The sequence below is a fragment of the Novosphingobium fluoreni genome (assembly GCF_014196615.1).
In the GTDB taxonomy this organism is placed as follows: Bacteria; Pseudomonadota; Alphaproteobacteria; order Sphingomonadales; family Sphingomonadaceae; genus Novosphingobium; species Novosphingobium fluoreni.
In genome coordinates this window covers 322,397-340,156 of sequence record NZ_JACIDY010000002.1, presented here as the reverse complement: position 1 = coordinate 340,156, position 17,760 = coordinate 322,397, and the positions used below count along the sequence as shown (strand labels likewise).

Here is a 17,760-nt window from a genome sequence, read left to right as displayed (position 1 = left end):
GCCGGCCCGTGCCGGCGATGAGCGACGAGATCATCTCCGGCGTCACCGGGCCCGAAGCGGCCCGGCTTGACAAAGCCCTGGCGGACGCCACCAGCCTCTCGCGCGAGCGGGTGAAAGCGCTGATCGGCGAAGGCCGGGTCTCGATTGCCGGTGCGTCGGCAGTACAGCCGTCGCTGAAGATCGCTGCGGGCACCCCTTTCACCATCGCCGTGCCCAAGGCCATCCCGGCCAAGGCGGAGGCGCAGGACATCCCGCTCGTCATCGTATTCGAGGATGAGCACCTGATCGTCGTGGACAAGTCTGCCGGATTGGTCGTTCACCCGGCGGCGGGCAATCTGGACGGAACCCTGGTCAACGCCCTGCTCCATCACTGCCAGGGCCAGCTGTCCGGCATCGGCGGCGTGGCGCGCCCGGGGATTGTCCACCGGATCGACAAGGACACCTCTGGCCTGCTGGTGGTGGCCAAGACTGACAAGGCGCACGAAGGACTGGCGCGGCAATTCGCTGACCATTCCATCGCACGAGCCTACCGCGCCGTCGTATCCGGAATGCCCCGCCCGGCCGCCGGACGAATCGAGGGCGCGATCGGCCGATCAGCAACCAACCGCAAGAAGATGGCCATTGTCGCAGATGGTCGCGGCAAGCATGCCGTAACTCATTATTCAGTGCTGCAACCGCTAAAATCCGCCACTTTGATTGAATGCAGGCTGGAAACTGGGCGGACGCATCAGGTGCGCGTTCACATGTCGTCAATCGGGCATCCGCTATTGGGGGACCCAACTTATGGACGCACATCATCACCGCTGCGACCGATCCTGGAACGGCTACAATTCCGCAGGCAAGCGTTGCATGCCGCGGAACTTGGCTTCCTCCATCCCGTTACACAGGAAACGGTCCGATTTTTCAGCTCTATCCCATCCGACATGTCGGCGCTGATCAGGGAATTGCAAGACTGAAATCGGAATTGTGTGCTATACTGAACTTGTGGCTCCGAACTAAGATGCCGATTGGATCTTCAACCGTGGGCCGACACAGAAAGGACGGATCACGTGGCTACTAAGGAACGCAATTTGCCGGCCGTTCCCTCTCTCGGGGGCGAACAGAGCCTCAATCGCTATTTGTCCGAGATCAAGAAATTCCCGGTCCTCGCGCCGGAGCGTGAGTATATGCTCGCCCAGCGCTACCGTGAACATGAGGATCGTGACGCAGCGGCGCAACTGGTGACCAGCCATTTGCGGCTCGTGGCCAAGATCGCCATGGGATATCGTGGTTATGGGCTACCGGTGTCCGAGCTGATTTCCGAAGGGAACATCGGCCTGATGCAGGGCGTCAAGAAATTCGAGCCTGAACGCGGGTTCCGTCTTGCCACTTACGCCATGTGGTGGATCAAGGCCTCGATCCAGGAGTACATCCTGCGGTCGTGGAGCTTGGTAAAGATGGGCACCACCGCGGCGCAGAAGAAGCTTTTCTTCAACTTGCGCCGGATGAAGAAGAACCTCGATGCTTACGAGGATTCCGATCTTCATCCCGATCATGTGACCACGATCGCCACCAAGCTGGGCGTATCAGAGACCGAAGTGGTCAACATGAACCGGCGCATGATGATGGGCGGCGATGCTTCGCTGAACGTCTCCCTGCGCGAGGAGGGTGAAGGTCAGTGGATGGACATCCTGCAGGACGACAATCCGCTGCAGGACGAGATCGTCGCCGACGCCGAAGAGAAGACTGTGCGCCACGATTTGCTGATAGAGGCCATGGGATCGCTCAATGAACGCGAGCGGGACATTCTGACCGAGCGCCGCCTGACGGACGATCCCAAGACACTCGAAGAACTGAGCCAAGTCTATCACGTCAGCCGGGAGCGAGTGCGTCAGATCGAGGTTCGGGCGTTCGAGAAGCTGCAGAAGGCGATGAACCGGATCGCCACGGACAAGCACCTGCTGCCTGCCCTCGCCTGATCATCCCGGCTTGAGTACAAGAAGGGCCGCCCGAAGGGGCGGCCTTTTTTTTGGCTGCTGTATAACTTCCGGTCCGATGCAGGATCGCTGCCAAGGCCTGATGCGAGCCCCATAAGCGCTGCCGAAAGCCGCTTGATCCGCCCAGCGCCGGACGGGCCGAAGTTCGAGAAAATGCTCCGTCCGCTTTGCGCATATCAGGGCAGTTGCGAAGTATGCCGGCAACATAATAGCAATAGCGAATGTGTTGCGTCATCATAGAAGAACGCTTCGTCGCAAGTATGGCAACGCATTGCCCGGCCCAAACGTCTGTAGCTTGTTATCTAAATGAATTGCAGGAGTTTAGTCATGCGTAAGGTACTTCTTCTCGCCGCGGCCGCCATCATGATCCCGGGTGCCGTCAGCGCACAGTCGGCCATGTCCACCCAGCCCGGCGCGACCATGAGCGGTCAGGCGGATTCGGCTACGACCACACCGGCCCCCACTGACACGCAGTCCACGATGGGCGCGCAGGGCGACATGAGCGCGCAGTCCGGCACCGCTCCCTCTGGGACGACCACGCCAAGCGATCCATCGGCTATGCCGGGCGGCACAATGAGCGATAGCGCTTCCGGTGCGAACACCGCGGCAGATGCAACCGCATCGACGAGCGCGACTGCCGCACCATCGGCCATGGATACCGGTTCGAACGCAGCAGCAGACACGATGTCGCCCAGCGCTTCGGCCAACAAAACCTACCCGATGTGCTCAAAGACCGTGCAGGACTCATGCCGTAATCGCGGCGGCAAGTAAGCATCGGTGAACGATTAAGCCTCCGGGCTAGATCGCAAAGAACCGGCGCGGGAGGATAGTCCTCTCGCGCCGTTCTGCGTGCCGGACATCCGCACCCAGTGCGTGCCTGCTTGCTTGGTTGCCGTTCCCCCTCCTAGGGTACCGATCTCACGGCTCTGGGGGCGTACAGGCACAATGCTGCGGATTATCGCAAAGGCTATATTCTGGTTCGTCGCCATCACCGTCGGCCTGACGGTGGTGTTCCGGTTCGTCCCGCCGCCCGTCACCGTGACGATGCTGGTCGATGCCAATGGCATCACCAAGGACTGGACGCCGCTAAGCCGGATCGACCGCAACATGGTCGACGCCGCGATCGCGGCGGAAGATGCCAAGTTCTGCCTTCACAACGGTTTCGACACGGCGGCGATCGAGCAGGCCATGGAGCGAAACATGCGCGGCAGCCGCATCCGGGGCGGCTCCACCATCAGCCAGCAGACCGCCAAGAACGTCTTCCTGTGGCAGGGCGAGGGATGGACCCGCTATCTGCGCAAGGGGCTTGAGGTCTACTTCACCTTCCTGATCGAAACGGTGTGGAGCAAGCGCCGGATCATGGAAATGTACCTGAACGTCGCCGAGACCGGGATCGGCACTTATGGTGTCGAGGCGGGCGCACAGCGCTACTTCGGCAAATCCGCCGCGATCCTTTCCCCGGCGCAAGCCGCCCGCATGGCCGCCGCCCTCCCCAGCCCCAAAAAGCGCAGCGTAACCAACCCTCGCGGCTTCACCCGCCGCTACGGCAACGCCATCACCGCTAGGCTCGGCACCGTGCGCCGGGCCGGACTCGACGCCTGCGTCTACAAATGACGTGTGCGTACCAGAACAAAAAAGGGCGGCCATTGGCCGCCCTTTCTGTTTTGCGGATATGCGCTCAGGCTCAGAAGCTGAAACGAGCACCCACGCGGATCGTGTAGAGAGACTGCGGCGCGTAGATCGTGTCGCTCGGCGTCGCGTTCGGCAGCGAGTACCGATACTGTGCGCATGCCTGCCCGCTGTTCGTCGCCACCGGCCCGCTTACGCCGGTCGGGGTCGCAGCTGTGAGGCACGCGACGCGGGCGGCAACCGCGGTGTACGAGAACTGATACTCGCGGATCTGCCCCCACTTCCGGTTCAGGAAGTTGGTGAAGTTCTCGATATCGGCAAACAGCTGAATGCGCGACTTCGACCAACCCGGAACCGGGATTTCCTGCGCGACGTGCAGATCGATGCGCGTGAACCACTTCGAATTGAAGGCGTTACGCGGTGCGATCTGCCCGCGATACTTGGCGAGGCCCGAATTCTGGAAGAACGTATCCAGTGTTTGGGCGGTGGACGCCGAATCGTAGGAGACGCGCGGGTCGTCAATGCCCGTCGGCACGTAAATCAGGTAGCGACTGGTCGAACCGGTCGTGCCGAAGATCGCGCTGCGGCGGCTGCTCGTATCCTGGAACGTATAGCTGTACGGACGGCCGATGCGGGTCTCACCAAAGAGTGCGAAGGTCGTCTTGTAATCGCCGAAGAACGCGTGATCGAAGGTGAGGTCATACTTGATGTTGTGCTTAACCTCGTCGTTCGAAATTCCGTAAGCTGCACCGTTGGCATCCAGGAACGCTCCGTTGGCGTAGTTCGAACCGGCGGTGGAGGAGGTTGCCGGGGTCTGGTCCTTGATGTCCTGATAGGTGTAGCTGGCACCGATGTTCAGGCCCCAGTCGAACTCCTTCCGGATGCGGGCTACTGCAACGTAGCTGCGGCCCTTCTTCGTATTGGTCAGGATGATGTCGTTGAAGGTGTCATCGAAGCTGGTCAGCGAACGATAGCGAACACGGCCATCCGGCGTGGTGAGCGCGGTCGGCACGGAACGCGCATCAGTGAAGAACACCTGATTGCGCACTGCAGAGTAGAGCAAGTCAGCCCCGAAGGTCCAACCGCGACCGAAAGAGCTATCGCCGAAGTTCGGCGTCCAGTCGGCAGACAACGAGGCACGCCACTGCGACGGGATCTCGAATTTGGGATCAGTGGCGTTGGTGGCCGCGGCCGATACGCCGGTGACTAGCTGATTGTTTACCGCCGTGGGGATCGTGCTGCCGTTGACGTTCGTCAACGCGGCCTGTGCTACATTCGCGGGGGCGCCGGTGTACGAGCCATTGTTGTTCTGCGTGATGTCGATCAGGTTGGACAGGATGCCCGTGTTAGAGAAGCTGTTCGACAGGTAGACGTCCGGCGTACCGCCCGAGATGATACCCAGGCTGCCGCGCAGGTTCAGCGTTCGCATCGGCGTAAAGGTAAAACCGAAGCGGGGCTGGAACACGCCGCGCCCTGACAGGAACGCGGTGTTCGGATAACCGATCCGCGAGGTGAACGCAGGGTTCAGCGCGGGGCGGCTATCGCTTCCATACAGATCATAGCGGGCGCCATAGCTGACTGACAGCATGTCGTTGACGCGCCAGTTGTCCTGAATGCCGAAGGTGTAGCTCATGTAGCTGAACACGCCCGAAGCGTCGTCCGGGTTCAGTGACGGCACTGCATTGATATAACCAAAGCGCTGTGCGTTGCCGGCCTGGAAGTCCGCGATCGAATCGAAGTAATAAGCCCCTGAGGTGCCAGCCGCCGGGCTCGACGAGCTGAGGAAGGCGTTGAAAACATCGACGTGCTGGATTTCGGTGAAGAACCGAACGTCGTGGTCATTCATCGTCAAGCGAGCCTGAACGAGGCCGCCCCAGGTCTGCGTATTCAGCGCGTTGGTCTGGCGCGATACGTCGGGCCCGAAGGACACGATGGCAGAACCGGGCTGACAGTTAACCGAGGCGCCAGCTCCGGCGGCACCAGGGTTGGTGCGGTCGGACGTCGGCGCCGTACAGACGCGCATCTGCGCGAAGCCGCGGCCCAGCAGCGGGTCCTGGATTCGCTTGTAGTCCTTGTAGAACCCGCGAACTTCGGTCGAGAAATTGTCCGACCAGTCGGAATTCAGCTGCGCGACGGCGGTCCACAGTTCGTTGCCGGAAATGTACGCATTGGAGGCCAGGCCCAGCTGCGGCGAATTGACGTTGGCGCTGGTGTTGTTGGTCAGCGTCAGCTGATCCTTTGCGTACGTGCCGGTAACCGAAAGGCGCTGCGTATCTGAAATGTTGAAGTCCAACTTGCCGACCAAGCGATCGTCCTTGTCGCCATTGGCGTTGACCACGCCGCCCGTCGTATAACCGTACCGCGAGGATGCGATCGACGAAATCTGGTCGACCTGCGCTTGCGTCAGGTTCGGAATGGCGGATCCGGCGTTGTTGTCCGAAGGACCTTCCGCAATTGGACGCGGCGCGCGAATACGCTCACCCGCGATCATGAAGAACACCTTGTCCTTGACGATCGGGCCCGAAAGCTCAGCGCCGTAGTTCTTGTATTCGTAGTTTGGCAGGGTCACGCGACCGGTCGGAACGCCGGGCCCCGCCTTGGTCCGCTTGCCGGAAAGCTCATCGGCGGAATACGCGAAGAAGCCGGTGCCCTGGAAATCGTTCGTGCCGGACCTCAGGATGACGTTGACGACGCCGCCCTGGAAGTTGCCATCGCGCACGTTATCGGGCGCAACGACCGTCTGGAACTGACCGATCGCATCCAACGGGATCGGCGAACGACGGCTGGGCAAACCATCCGGATTTAGGCCGAAGTTATCCGTGATCGGCACGCCATCGACAGTGAAGCGGTTGAAGCGAGCGTTCTGACCGGCAAACGAAACTGCGCGACCACCCGACGGCGTATCGTCCAGACGGGCGAAGGGATCGCGACGCATAAGGTCACGCAAATCGCGGTTGACGGTGGCGACGTTGGCGATCTGCTCGGCGCTCAGGACAGTGGCCGGGCCACGCGAAATCGAACCAGCTCCCTTCAGTCGGGACGCGGTAACGATAATGGCATCGCCCTGCGCGACGAGGTTGACGGGCAAGTTGAAGGACTGTGCCACGACTGTCGAGATTTCGGTGACTTGCGTGTCTGCGAAGCCGTCGGCGCGAACGGTAACGGTGTAAGGGCCACCCGGGCGCAGGCCAGTGACGGTGAAGCTGCCGTTAGAAGAGCTGGTCGCCGTGCTGCGGCCGCCCGTGGCGGTGTTGAGCACTTCCACTTGCGCACCGGCCACCGGCTGGCCGTCGCTGAGCACGGTGCCCGCGATCGTCGACGTCGTTTCCTGGGCCATCGCCGGCGTGGCGAGGGCACCGGCAAGCGAAACGGATGCGGCGCTGGCCGCAAGCAGATACCTCAAGTGCATGTCTTGTCCCCTGTTTTGCCCGTTCGAGGCAAAGCGATCCGAATAATATCTCGTCAGATATGGCGCCGCGCGCGGTCTGGATTTCGTGCCCCGGTATCGCGCGCGCCGTGCTGGAACGGCCTAGAGCATCCCTTCGTGACCATTTTGTTACAGTCTTGAAGGTAAGCGGCTTGCGCTGCCAAAGTCTTGTTCGAACGTCCCGATTGCGAACGGATTGCGTACCCTGCCGATGCCGCTTCAATAGCTTAGCAATTGTGACAATGCATGTGACAGTGCGTAGGATTGGCTGCCGCAGCGCAACATTTTTCCGCAAGTGATGCAAATCCATCACACGGCTTTCCTCACCCGTCGTTTTGCGGATCTACGATTTCCAGCACCACCTTGTCGGCATGGGCTGTGGCGTGGCAGAAGCGGGCATGGGCGCCGGACACCACCATCACCACCATCCTGCTCCGCCTAAAGGAGCGCATCCCGGATCTGCGTTCGCGATCGCGGTGGGGCTGAACCTGGCCTTCGTCGTCGTCGAGGGCGCGGCCGGTTGGATCAGCGGCTCCATGGCACTGATCGCGGACGCCGGGCACAATTTGTCGGATGTGCTCTCGCTCGTCCTCGCCTGGGTCGCGAGCGTGCTGGCGGCACGTCCCCCGTCAGAGCGTTTCACATATGGTCTGAAAAGCTCGTCCATCCTGGCGGCGATCGCCAACGCAGCGCTGCTGTGGGTCGCGATCGGAGGTATCCTGGTCGAGACGATCCGCCGCTTCGCCGATCCCGCGTCAGTGGGCGGCGCTGCGATGATCGCGGTCGCCGCTGCCGGGATCATCGTCAACGGCGCCTCGGCGCTGCTGTTCGCCAAGGGCAGCAAGTCCGACCTGAACTTGCGCGCAGCCTTCGTCCACCTGATGGCGGATGCGGCGGTGTCGGCCGGAGTCGTGGTTGCTGGCGTCATGATCCTGCTGACAGGACGCGCCTGGATCGATCCGCTGGCCTCGCTGATCGTGACGGCGGTGATCGCGTGGTCGAGCTGGCACTTGCTGCGCGATTCGCTACGCCTCGGAATGTTGGGCGTGCCCGATGCCATCGATGTCGGCGAAGTGCGGACATACCTGGAAGCCTTGCCCGGCGTGGAGCGTATCCACCACCTCCACATCTGGCCGATGAGCACCACGGAATCGGCGCTGACCGCCCATCTGGTTATGCCAGGTACGCGCCCTGCCGATGCTTTCCTGCATGATGTGGCGCACGAGTTGGAGCACCGGTTCGGCATCGGCCACCCGACCTTGCAGGTAGAAGCCGGCGATCAGGATTGCGCGATCCATGGCCACGCGCACCATCACTGAGGCGCAATGTCGTTGCGCCTTGGAAGCGACGGGTTGTCGATAGGCGAGGCGAACCTAAGTATGGGGCGCTGAATTACCGCCGAAGGACGATACCATGGCCGACGCTTATACCCCGCCCGCAGTATGGACCTGGGAGAAGGAGAGCGGCGGCAAGTTCGCCAATATCAACCGCCCGATCTCCGGCGCGACCCACGATCACGAACTGCCGCGCGGCTCGCACCCGTTCCAGCTCCACTCGATGGGGACGCCCAATGGGCAGAAGGTTTCGATCCTATTCGAGGAGCTTCTGGCAGCAGGCTACCCCGCCGAATACGATGCCTGGCTGATCGATATCACCAAGGGCCCACAGTTCAGTTCCGGCTTCGTGGAGATCAATCCCAACTCCAAGATACCAGCGTTGATGGACCTGTCGGGCGAAAAGCCGATCCGCGTTTTCGAATCGGGCGCGATCCTTCTGCATCTGGCCGAGAAGTTTGGTGCGTTTATTCCGACTGACCCCGCCGAGCGTGCGGAGTGCCTCTCCTGGCTGATGTGGCAGATGGGCAGCGGGCCGTTGCTGGGCGGAGGATTCGGGCACTTTTACGCCTACGCGCCGGAAAAGATTGAATATGCGATCGACCGCTTCACCATGGAGGCCAAGCGCCTTCTGGACGTGGCGGACAAGCGGCTGGGCGAAGTGCCCTACTTTGCCGGACAGCAATACACGATCGCCGATATCGCCGTGTATGGCTGGTTCGGCATGATCGCCCGGCGTGAAGCATACGGCACCGCGTATGAGTTTCTGGAATTCGCCAGCTACGAAAACGTGGTGCGGTGGTCGGACGAGATGCTTGCGCGCACTGCGGTGAAGCGCGGCATCAAGGTCAACCGCATGGGCGACGGTCTGGTGCGAGAGCGGCATTCGGCGGCGGACATCGATGCGGTAATGTAATTTAGCGCCGCACCGCTGCGGGATGGGGTCTTTTCATCGGCGCGCTTACCCGCTAAGCGCGCCTCTCCCGCGATGGGGCGTCGCCAAGTGGTAAGGCACCGGTTTTTGGTACCGGCATTCGCAGGTTCGAATCCTGCCGCCCCAGCCAGCGGTTTTCCGTGGATCGTTGCCTACCGATCGCACCGCTGTTGCGTTCAGAACGCGCTTTCGGCGGAATCGCGGTATCAGGGCAGGACATGTTCGATTGGGCATGATTGCACCGGTGCCTGCGGAATGGACTCCGTTCCGACAACGAACTTGACCCTTCGCGGCAGCGTCGGCGCGAAACGGCGCAAGGCGTGCATCAGCTCTTCACGCCGGCTCGGGTCCGTAAGGTAGAAGGTGACGGTGCTGTCACCACTCGTCACTTTGTCCGTGGTGAGTTGCGCGATCGGCACCCAGCCTGACGGTGCGGCGCCCTGGAACCAGTTCTGATAGATCATCGCCAGCGGAACGTGATGCCGCTGGACCATGGCGGCGAAGCTATCGAGGTCACGGTTCCCCGATTTCAACAGCTTGCGCGCTTCCTCAGAGCCCAAGCCGTAGAGGTCCAGCACGAAGCCATCATTGCGATAGGACACGTAGCCGATGTCGTTCACCGCCACCGGATGGCGAAAGAAGTCGGTAACGAATCGATGCAACTGATACTGCTGTTCATAGACGTTCCGCGCTGCGCCGGGAGTGTCCCACGTTGTCTTCACGTACGAGAAGTCGAGCAGCGTCAACGCCAAGGCGCACGTGGCGATGCGCAACCAGCCAGGCTCTATCCGGCGAATGGCGTGGGAGAGGACATAGATCACCGCCAGCAGAAGCGCGGTCAGGATATAGACCTCGTACCGGCCGAACCAGCCATAGGCCCCCAGCACGAGATGCGCCGCCACCGCACCGATCACGGCCAACGCCACCATCGCGCGCGTATCCAGGTCGAGGGCCATTCGCCCGTCCCTGTGCCGGGCCCTGATCGTGCCAAGCGCCGGAAGCAGCAGCACGATGCCGACCAGCAGCAACGTGCCCCAACGGTTCTTGAAAGATCCGACCAGGTTCTGCGCGATCCCGGCCACCACGCGCAGCGGCCCCTGATCCGCCGCCGCCGCAGACACCGTGGATTTCACCATCACGGATGAGGGCAGCAGCGGCAAACCGTGAAGGTGCATAAACACGCCGTAGGAGAGCAGGCTCAGGCCAATCGCGGCCGTGAGCCCGATGGCAGCGCGTTTCCGCCCCTTAAGCACCAGTACCACGATCGCGGCACTTGACAGCGCCAGCCCTTCGAATCGAAAGAGCGGTGCCAGGAAAATGCCGATCAGCAGCACCGGCGGCATGCGCCCGGTCTCACCCAGGTTCACCAGCCCCAGGATCGTCAGGACGACGGTGAGAACGTGCAAGGGATGCTCCATCCCCGCAATAGGGAGAGCCACACCGTTGATCGCCAACACCAGGAACGGGGCGAGCAACAACCACCCCAAGCTATGCTCGCGGGTTCCACCGGCGATCACATGACGTGCGAAAAATCCGCTGACGAGCCAGAGGATCGCCGCCATGCTGGCCACGCCGATAAGCAGTGGCACCATCCGTTCGATCCCCAGCCACGCAAACGGGGCCAGCAGAAAAGGATAGATGATCGACGACGAGGGAGAGGAATACTCTTCAAGGTTAATGCCATAGTGCCCGCGCGCGATGTTTTCCGCGATGGACAGATGAATGTATGGGTCATCCAGTGCGTAGAAGAAATGCCCGTCGCACTGAAACCAGGAAATCGTGAGGATGACGGCGGTCGCGATGACATATACGGCCAAAGTCGCGACTTGAAAGCGCCGTTCGATCATCGGGTCCTCGGGACGGAAGCCTCCACCTCCCTCGCTCTAACGGCGGCGTAAGGCGGCAGCAATCCCTCCTACCGGAAATCCCTCAGGTGCGGAAAAACATCAGGCGGTGAGGTCCGGCCCCAAAGCATCGGCGAGGATGACCATGAAACGGTCTTCCTTGTCTTTCCAGATGCAGCGCGGTTCCCAGCCACCGCCCAGCAGCAGCGTGGTCGCGCCCCGCTCATCGTACTTATGGCTGTTTTCCGTGTGAATGGTTTCACCGGACGCCATGGCGAAGCGATAGCCGTCCACGGTGAAAGAGATGTCCTGCAGGGCTTCCAGATGCATCTCTATCCGGGCGCGCTCATCGTTCCACACCGCGCGGTGGCGCAGGGCGTCGGCGGGAATCGTGCCATCCAGTTCGCGGTTGATACGGTGCGCCAGATTGAGATTGAAGGCAGCGGTCACGCCCATGGCGTCGTCATAGGCGGCTGTCAGTGTGCTTTCCGCCTTGATCCGGTCCATGCCGATCAGCAGCATCGATCCGTTGCCCAGCGTCTCACGCATGGTGCGCAGCAAGTCGATTGCCGCGGCAGGCTCCATGTTGCCGATGGTGGAGCCGGGGAAGAAGCCCAGCCGATCACGCCCGGCCAGCGCCTGCGGGATTTTTGCGGGCGCGTTGAAATCGGCTTCCACCGGATGGATCGGCAGTGCTGGATACCGCGCAATCAACGGCGCGCAGGATTCGCGTAGGAAATCACCTGAGATATCGATCGGCACGTAGCCGGCGGCATCGATGCGATCGAGCAGCAGCGGCGTCTTTGTGGCGCTGCCCGCGCCAAACTCTACGACGACGCGACCGCGGCCCACAGCCTGCGCGATTTCCCCGCAATGTTCGGTCAGAATGCTGACTTCGGTGCGAGTGGGATAATACTCGGGGAGAACGGTAATCTCTTCGAACAGCTGGCTGCCGCGGTGATCGTAGAACCAGCGCGCCGGTATCGCCTTGCGCGCCTGGGACAAGCCGGAAAGGACATCGCTGCGAAATTGCGAGCCGAGCCCGATGTCGTCCAGATCTTCGTCGATCAGCAGTGCTGCGGTGGCCATCGTCATACGTCCTTGGCGAGGCGCAGGCCAGTGAACTGCCAGCGCTGGTGAGGATAAAAGAAATTGCGGTAGCTGGATCGCGAATGCCCGCGCGCGGTGGCGCAGCTCGCTCCGCGCAGCACGAACTGCCCGCTCATGAACTTGCCGTTGTATTCACCCACCGCGCCATTTGCCGGCCGAAAGCGCGGATAGGGAAGGTAGGCGGAGCGGGTCCATTGCCACGTGCCGCCGAACAAGGCGTTGCTTGGCACTGGATTTACAGAGGCACCCACGTCCAACTGCTGGCCGCCGCTCGCATCATGCGATTGTCCGATGGCTTCCCACTCAAACTCGGTCGGCAACCGCATGCCCGCCCAGGAAGCAAAGGCGTCGGCCTCGTAGTACGAGATATGGGTGACCGGGGCATCGGGGTCTCGGGCCAACCAGCCGGACAAGGTGAACGCCTCATCACCGCGCCAATACATCGGAGCGGAAACGCCCTCTGCGTTGACCCAGGCCCAACCATCCGACAACCAGAGCGACGCCGTGCGATAGCCGCCGTCCGCGATGAACGCCGCCCAATCCCGATTGGAAACAAGGCCGCCTGCAAGAGCAAACGGCTCCAGCAGCACTCGGTGCGAAGGCCCTTCATTATCGAATGCGAAGCCCGCCCCGTCATGACCGATTCGGGCGATCCCGCCGGGATGCTCGTACCAATCGGGGGCATCTCTCTCCGTAGGAGCGACGGGGATCGGATCGGCGAATGCCGGACCCAAGGGATTGCACCACAGCGCATGCTTGATGTCCGTCAGAAGCAGCTCCTGATGCTGCTGCTCATGATGGATGCCCAGCTCGACCAGCGCCGAAACGTCCGGGCGGTCCAGCAAAGCCTGCATCGCCTGGTCCACGTGTCTGCGCCAGTCCAGGATCTCATCCAACGATGGGCGCGACAGCAGTCCGCGCGCCGCACGGGCATGCCGGGCGCCTTCGGCTTCGTAATAGGAATTGAACAGGAACGGCCAACGCTCATCAAACCTGGCGTAGCCCGGCAAGTGATCGCGCAGCAGGAAGGTTTCGAAAAACCATGTTGTGTGAGCAAGATGCCATTTCGCGGGCGAGGCATCCGGCATCGACTGGATAGTGGCGTCGGCATCGCTGAGCGATGCGACGAGCGCCTCGCTCAGGCGCCGCGTGGCGTTGAAACGTTCGGCCTGAGAATACCCCTGGCACGCTCCACTTGTCGTAGTCGCAGCCTGCATGAACCGTTGAACGGACCTGGCGCGATTATGCTCCCGCGTTTTTCCATGCCCAACAGGACACTAGCCCTGGCGCGATTATTGAGAACCGCGCCAGGGACTTGGATTTTCCCAACCTACCAGATTCGCACGCGATCCTGCGGCGGCAGATAAAGCTTGTCACCCGGCTTCACATTAAACGCCTTGTACCACTCGTCGAAGTTACGGACGATGCCGTTGACGCGCACGTTGTTGGGTGAGTGCGGATCGATGATGAGATACTGCCGGGCCTGCTCCTCCCGAATGTTCTGCCGCCAGACTTGCGCCCATGCCATGAAGAAGCGCTGATCGCCGGTGGTGCCGTCGATCACCGGAGCGGGCTTTCCATTCAGCGACAGCTTGTAGGCGCGATAGGCCAGGCTGAGGCCGCCCAGATCGCCGATGTTCTCACCCATCGTCAGCTTGCCGTTGACGCAGGTCTTACCGTCATCCCACGGACAGAAGGCGTTGTATTGCGCCTCCAGCTTGTCCTGCAGCTTCTGGAAGTTGGCCTTGTCCTGCGGCGTCCACCAGTCGCGAAGGTTGCCCTTCCCGTCGGACTTGGCCCCCTGGTCGTCGAAGCCATGGCCCATCTCGTGCCCGATCACCGCGCCGATGCCGCCATAGTTCACGGCCGGATCGGCTGAGACGTTGAAGAAGGGCGGCTGCAGGATCGCGGCCGGGAACACGATCTCGTTGAACGGAGGGTTGTAGTACGCGTTGACCACTTCGGGCAGCATATACCATTCCGTGCGATCCACCGGTTGACCCAGGCGGCGCAACTGGTCCTGCTGTTGCCACGCTTGCGCGGAAAGCGCATTCCCCAGCGCATCCGTGGGCGAGATCGTCAGGCCGGCATAAGTCTTGTACTGATCGGGCGCGCCGATCTTGGATACGAACGCATCCAGCTTCGCCTCGGCCTCTTGCCGCGTGGCCGGGCTCATCCACGAAAGATCGGTCAGGTTGGCGGCCATCGCCTTGCGCAAATTGCCGACCAGGCTTTGCATCGCCGCCTTCTGCGCGGGCGGATAGTATTTCTGAGCATAGACCTTGCCCAGCAGTTCGCCGATCTGCCCTTCCACGGCGGAGATGCCGCGCTTCCAGCGGGGGCGCTGCTCGGGCTGGCCGCTCAACACCTTGCCGTAGAACGCGAAGTTCGCGTTATCGATGTCGCTGGGCAGATGTGACGCATGGCCGATAAGGAACTGGCTGCTGACCCACGCCTGCCATGTGGCCACCGGAACTTCGTGCAGCAGCTTCATCGTAGCGGGCAGACCGCCGCCCAGCAGCGTCTTCGCTTGCTCGGGCGTGATCCCGGCCGCTTGTAGCTCCTGGGCGGAGGGCGGCATCTGGCTGGCGACGGCGTATGTCGGGTTCACGCCAAGCGCCTTGAACATGGCGTCCATTTCACCGGGCTGGCCCAGCGCCCGGGCTTCCTGCAAGGTCAGCTTGTTGTAGGTGAGGTCACGGTTGCGCTGCGCGGCGCGGTCCCACTGGGCCTGCGCCATTCGCGTTTCCAGTGCCAGCACCGATTTGGCGGTGCCACCGGCATCGGCATAGCCCAGCTTGCCGAACAAGAACGTCAGGTAATCCAGGTACTTTGCCCGGATTTCCACCGACTTGGCGTCATCCTTCAGGTAGTAATCCCGGTCCGGCAGGCCGAGGCTGCTTTGCGAGATCGACAGCGCATTGATGTCGCTCTGCTTGGGATCGGGCTCCACGCTTACGTCGATAGGCGATGCAAAGCCGGGCTGCGCGAACACGGTCATCAGCTTGAGCGGCGTGTCCGCCGCCTTGATCTTCGCGAGGTAAGGCTGGAGCGGCGCCATCCCCCGCGCGTTGATCGCATCGACATCGAGGAAAGCGGTATAGGCATTCGCGATCCGCGCCTCGTCGGTGCCCGGCGCAGGCTTGGCCGCGACCAGGCCGTCCAGAATGCCGTGGATGCGCTGGATCGAAAGATCGTTGAGCGTATTGAAGGAATCGGTCTTAGTCTTGTCAGCCGGTATCGCGTGCTGATCGGCCCACTTGCCGTTTACGTACCGCGCGAAGTCGTCACCCGGCTTCACCGATCGATCGATGTACTGGGTCTGGATGCCGAACTTGCCGAAGTCGAGATCGGCCGCGGACACCATATCTCCGGCCTTGGGCGCGGCAGTCTGCGCCATCAGCGGCGCAGCGCCGGCAACAGCGACGAAAGAGGTGGCGGCAAGCAGGTGTTTGAAGCGAAAAGCCAAGAGCCCGGGTCCTTTCCAAGCGAATGCGGCGACATAGCGCCGCCAAGCGGCTCCGAACGGGCCGCATGATAGGGTGTGACTTAGTTGGTCAGGACGGACTTTCCAGTCCCATGATTGCGTTGCTTCGGGCGGGTAGGCGCTAGGCCCGCGTCATGTCGAACTGCAGGGAAGCCAACCGCGCATAGAGACCACCTGCCTCGCTCAACTGGGCATGGGTGCCTTCCTCGACGATGCGCCCCTCATCCATCACCACGATGCGGTCCGCCTGCCGCACGGTGGCAAGGCGATGGGCGATGACCAGCGTGGTGCGGTTCTGCATCAGCCGGTCCAGCGCATCCTGCACCAACCGTTCGCTTTCGGCGTCCAGCGCGCTCGTCGCCTCGTCCAGCAGCAGGATCGGCGCATCACGCAGGATCGCCCGTGCGATGGCCAGGCGCTGGCGTTGCCCGCCGGAGAGGCGCGCGCCCCCCTCGCCCAGGAACGTGTCCAGACCATCCGGCAGATCGCGCAGGAAGCCCTCCGCGTTGGCGGCACGAGCAGCTTGCCAGATTTCTTTGTCGCTGGCGCCCCACCGGCCATAGCGCAAGTTGTCGCGCGCATCGGCGGCGAACAGCACGCCCTCCTGCGGCACCAGCGCGATGCGGCGGCGGATGTCGGCGGGGTCGGCCGAAGTCAGCGGCACGCCGTCAATCTTGATCGCGCCTTGCTGCGGATCGTAGAAACGCTCCGCCAGCAGGAACAGCGTGGACTTGCCCGCGCCCGAAGGCCCCACGATCGCCACCGTCTCCCCCGGTTCGACCTTGAGCGAGAAATCGCGAACCGAGGCCTGGGTGGGTCGGGAGGGGTAGCGGAAAATCACCCGCTCGAACGTGATCTGCCCACGCGGCGGCTGCGGCAGCGCGACAGGGCGCGCGGGTGGCGCGATGACCGGGCGTTCAGCCAGCAGTTCGGCCAGTCGCCCGGCAGCGCCCGCGCCGCGCACCAGATCGCCGTACACCTCGGCCAGGGAGCCGAATGCCCCCGCGACGATGCCGCCGGTCACCACGAAAGCGGCGATGGTGCCGCCGGTCAGCGTGCCGTTCGCCACGTCGATCGCGCCGCGCCACATCAGCAAGGTGATAGAGCCGAAGATCAGAAAGATGATCACCGCCGTCATGATCGCGCGGATCGCGATGCGGCGCTTTGCGGTGGCGAAAGTCTCCTCCACGGCATGGCTGAACCGCCCGGCTTCGCGCCCTTCCTGGTTGAACGCCTGCACCACCCGCAGCGCACCCAGCACTTCGGAAACGAGCGCGCCGATCTCGGCCACGCGGTCCTGACTGGTTCGCGAAACCGCGCGAAGCCGGCGGCCAAAGAGCGTGATCGGCAGCACGATCAGCAGGATCGCCGCCACCAGGCCCAGCGTCAGTTGCGGCGCCAACACGAACAGGTACGCCACGCCGCCCAGCGCCATGATCACATTGCGCAGCGCCACGGACACGGTGGAGCCGACCACCTGCTCGATGATGGAGGTGTCCGCGGTCAATCGCGAGGCGATTTCCTTGGGGCTGTTCTCCTCGAAGAAGCTGGGAGAAAGGCGCAGCAGGTTGTTCTGCACATCAAGCCGGATGTCCGCCACCACGCGCTCGCCAAGCCAGGAGACGCTGTAAAAGCGAAAGGCGGTGCCGATCGCCAGCACGGTCACGATGAGCAGCAGATATTCGAACCACCGCCCGATATCGGCCGGATTGCCGCCTTGGCCAAAGCCGCGGTCGATCACCAGGCGAAAGCCTGCCGGTATCGCCAAAGTGGCGCTGGCCGTCACCACCAGGGCGACGCCGGCAATCACCAGACGGCCGGGATAAGCCAGCAACCGGCTCCAGACCATGCGCAAGGGGGACAGGCCGCGCCGCCCTCCCCGGCGTGTCGTGGCGGTTGCTCCCGTCGTTTCGCCTTCGCCCGCGTCTGGCGTGGCGGAGCCCATTGCCGTGTCCATGCCCGTGGCCTCTAATCGGTCACGCAAGGCAAAGAAAGGGTATCTTCAGGGAGTGCTGTTAC

At 62.5% G+C, this 17,760-nt stretch carries 12 protein-coding genes and 1 tRNA gene; 7 read left to right on the top strand and 6 right to left on the bottom strand.

Annotation, left to right across the window (positions count from 1 at the left end):
• The first annotated feature begins 17 nt into the window (after positions 1–17).
• The 4 genes from GGR39_RS05250 (at position 18) to mtgA (ending at position 3,590) form a co-directional block, all read left to right on the top strand.
• A complete protein-coding gene (locus GGR39_RS05250) occupies positions 18–956 on the top strand; it encodes an RluA family pseudouridine synthase (protein WP_183616187.1) in 939 nt (312 codons plus the stop codon).
• Between the two features lie 93 nt (positions 957–1,049).
• Positions 1,050–1,958, top strand: coding sequence for an RNA polymerase sigma factor RpoH (gene rpoH, locus GGR39_RS05245; protein WP_183616186.1), 909 nt, complete (start codon positions 1,050–1,052; stop codon positions 1,956–1,958).
• Positions 1,959–2,303: 345 nt separating this feature from the next.
• A complete protein-coding gene (locus tag GGR39_RS05240) occupies positions 2,304–2,747 on the top strand; it encodes a hypothetical protein (protein ID WP_183616185.1) in 444 nt (147 codons plus the stop codon).
• Positions 2,748–2,921: 174 nt separating this feature from the next.
• A complete protein-coding gene (mtgA, locus tag GGR39_RS05235) occupies positions 2,922–3,590 on the top strand; it encodes a monofunctional biosynthetic peptidoglycan transglycosylase (protein WP_183616184.1) in 669 nt (222 codons plus the stop codon).
• A 70-nt stretch (positions 3,591–3,660) separates the two neighbouring features.
• On the opposite strand, the gene GGR39_RS05230 is transcribed toward mtgA, so the two are convergent.
• The gene (locus GGR39_RS05230; RefSeq protein ID WP_183616183.1) at positions 3,661–7,014 is read right to left on the bottom strand and encodes a TonB-dependent receptor; all 3,354 of its coding nucleotides are present in this window, start codon (positions 7,012–7,014) and stop codon (positions 3,661–3,663) included.
• A 416-nt stretch (positions 7,015–7,430) separates the two neighbouring features.
• Between GGR39_RS05230 and GGR39_RS05225 the strand changes: the two genes are divergently transcribed.
• The 3 genes from GGR39_RS05225 (at position 7,431) to GGR39_RS05215 (ending at position 9,430) form a co-directional block, all read left to right on the top strand.
• On the top strand, positions 7,431–8,351 hold the full coding sequence (locus tag GGR39_RS05225) for a cation diffusion facilitator family transporter (protein WP_246388418.1): 921 nt from the start codon (positions 7,431–7,433) through the stop codon (positions 8,349–8,351).
• A gap of 94 nt (positions 8,352–8,445) precedes the next feature.
• The gene (gene yghU, locus GGR39_RS05220; RefSeq protein WP_183616182.1) at positions 8,446–9,282 is read left to right on the top strand and encodes a glutathione-dependent disulfide-bond oxidoreductase; all 837 of its coding nucleotides are present in this window, start codon (positions 8,446–8,448) and stop codon (positions 9,280–9,282) included.
• Positions 9,283–9,355: 73 nt separating this feature from the next.
• Positions 9,356–9,430, top strand: a tRNA-Gln gene (locus tag GGR39_RS05215).
• 76 nt (positions 9,431–9,506) lie between these two features.
• Here the strand turns inward: GGR39_RS05215 and GGR39_RS05210 are convergent.
• From GGR39_RS05210 to GGR39_RS05190, 5 genes are all read right to left on the bottom strand, one after another.
• Positions 9,507–11,147 carry a hypothetical protein gene (locus GGR39_RS05210; RefSeq protein WP_183616181.1) on the bottom strand — a complete coding sequence of 547 codons (1,641 nt, stop codon included), beginning with the start codon at positions 11,145–11,147 and terminating at the stop codon, positions 9,507–9,509.
• Positions 11,148–11,246: 99 nt separating this feature from the next.
• Positions 11,247–12,233 carry an L-histidine N(alpha)-methyltransferase gene (egtD, locus tag GGR39_RS05205; RefSeq protein WP_183616180.1) on the bottom strand — a complete coding sequence of 329 codons (987 nt, stop codon included), beginning with the start codon at positions 12,231–12,233 and terminating at the stop codon, positions 11,247–11,249.
• A 2-nt stretch (positions 12,234–12,235) separates the two neighbouring features.
• Positions 12,236–13,471 (bottom strand): ergothioneine biosynthesis protein EgtB, encoded by a 1,236-nt coding sequence (egtB, locus tag GGR39_RS05200; RefSeq protein ID WP_183616179.1) that lies wholly within the window; start codon positions 13,469–13,471, stop codon positions 12,236–12,238.
• Between the two features lie 113 nt (positions 13,472–13,584).
• Positions 13,585–15,654: a M13 family metallopeptidase gene (locus GGR39_RS05195; RefSeq protein ID WP_183616498.1), complete on the bottom strand. Its 2,070-nt coding sequence runs from the start codon at positions 15,652–15,654 to the stop codon at positions 13,585–13,587.
• Positions 15,655–15,862: 208 nt separating this feature from the next.
• The gene (locus tag GGR39_RS05190; RefSeq protein WP_281374450.1) at positions 15,863–17,698 is read right to left on the bottom strand and encodes an ABC transporter transmembrane domain-containing protein; all 1,836 of its coding nucleotides are present in this window, start codon (positions 17,696–17,698) and stop codon (positions 15,863–15,865) included.
• Between the last annotated feature and the right edge of the window lie 62 nt (positions 17,699–17,760).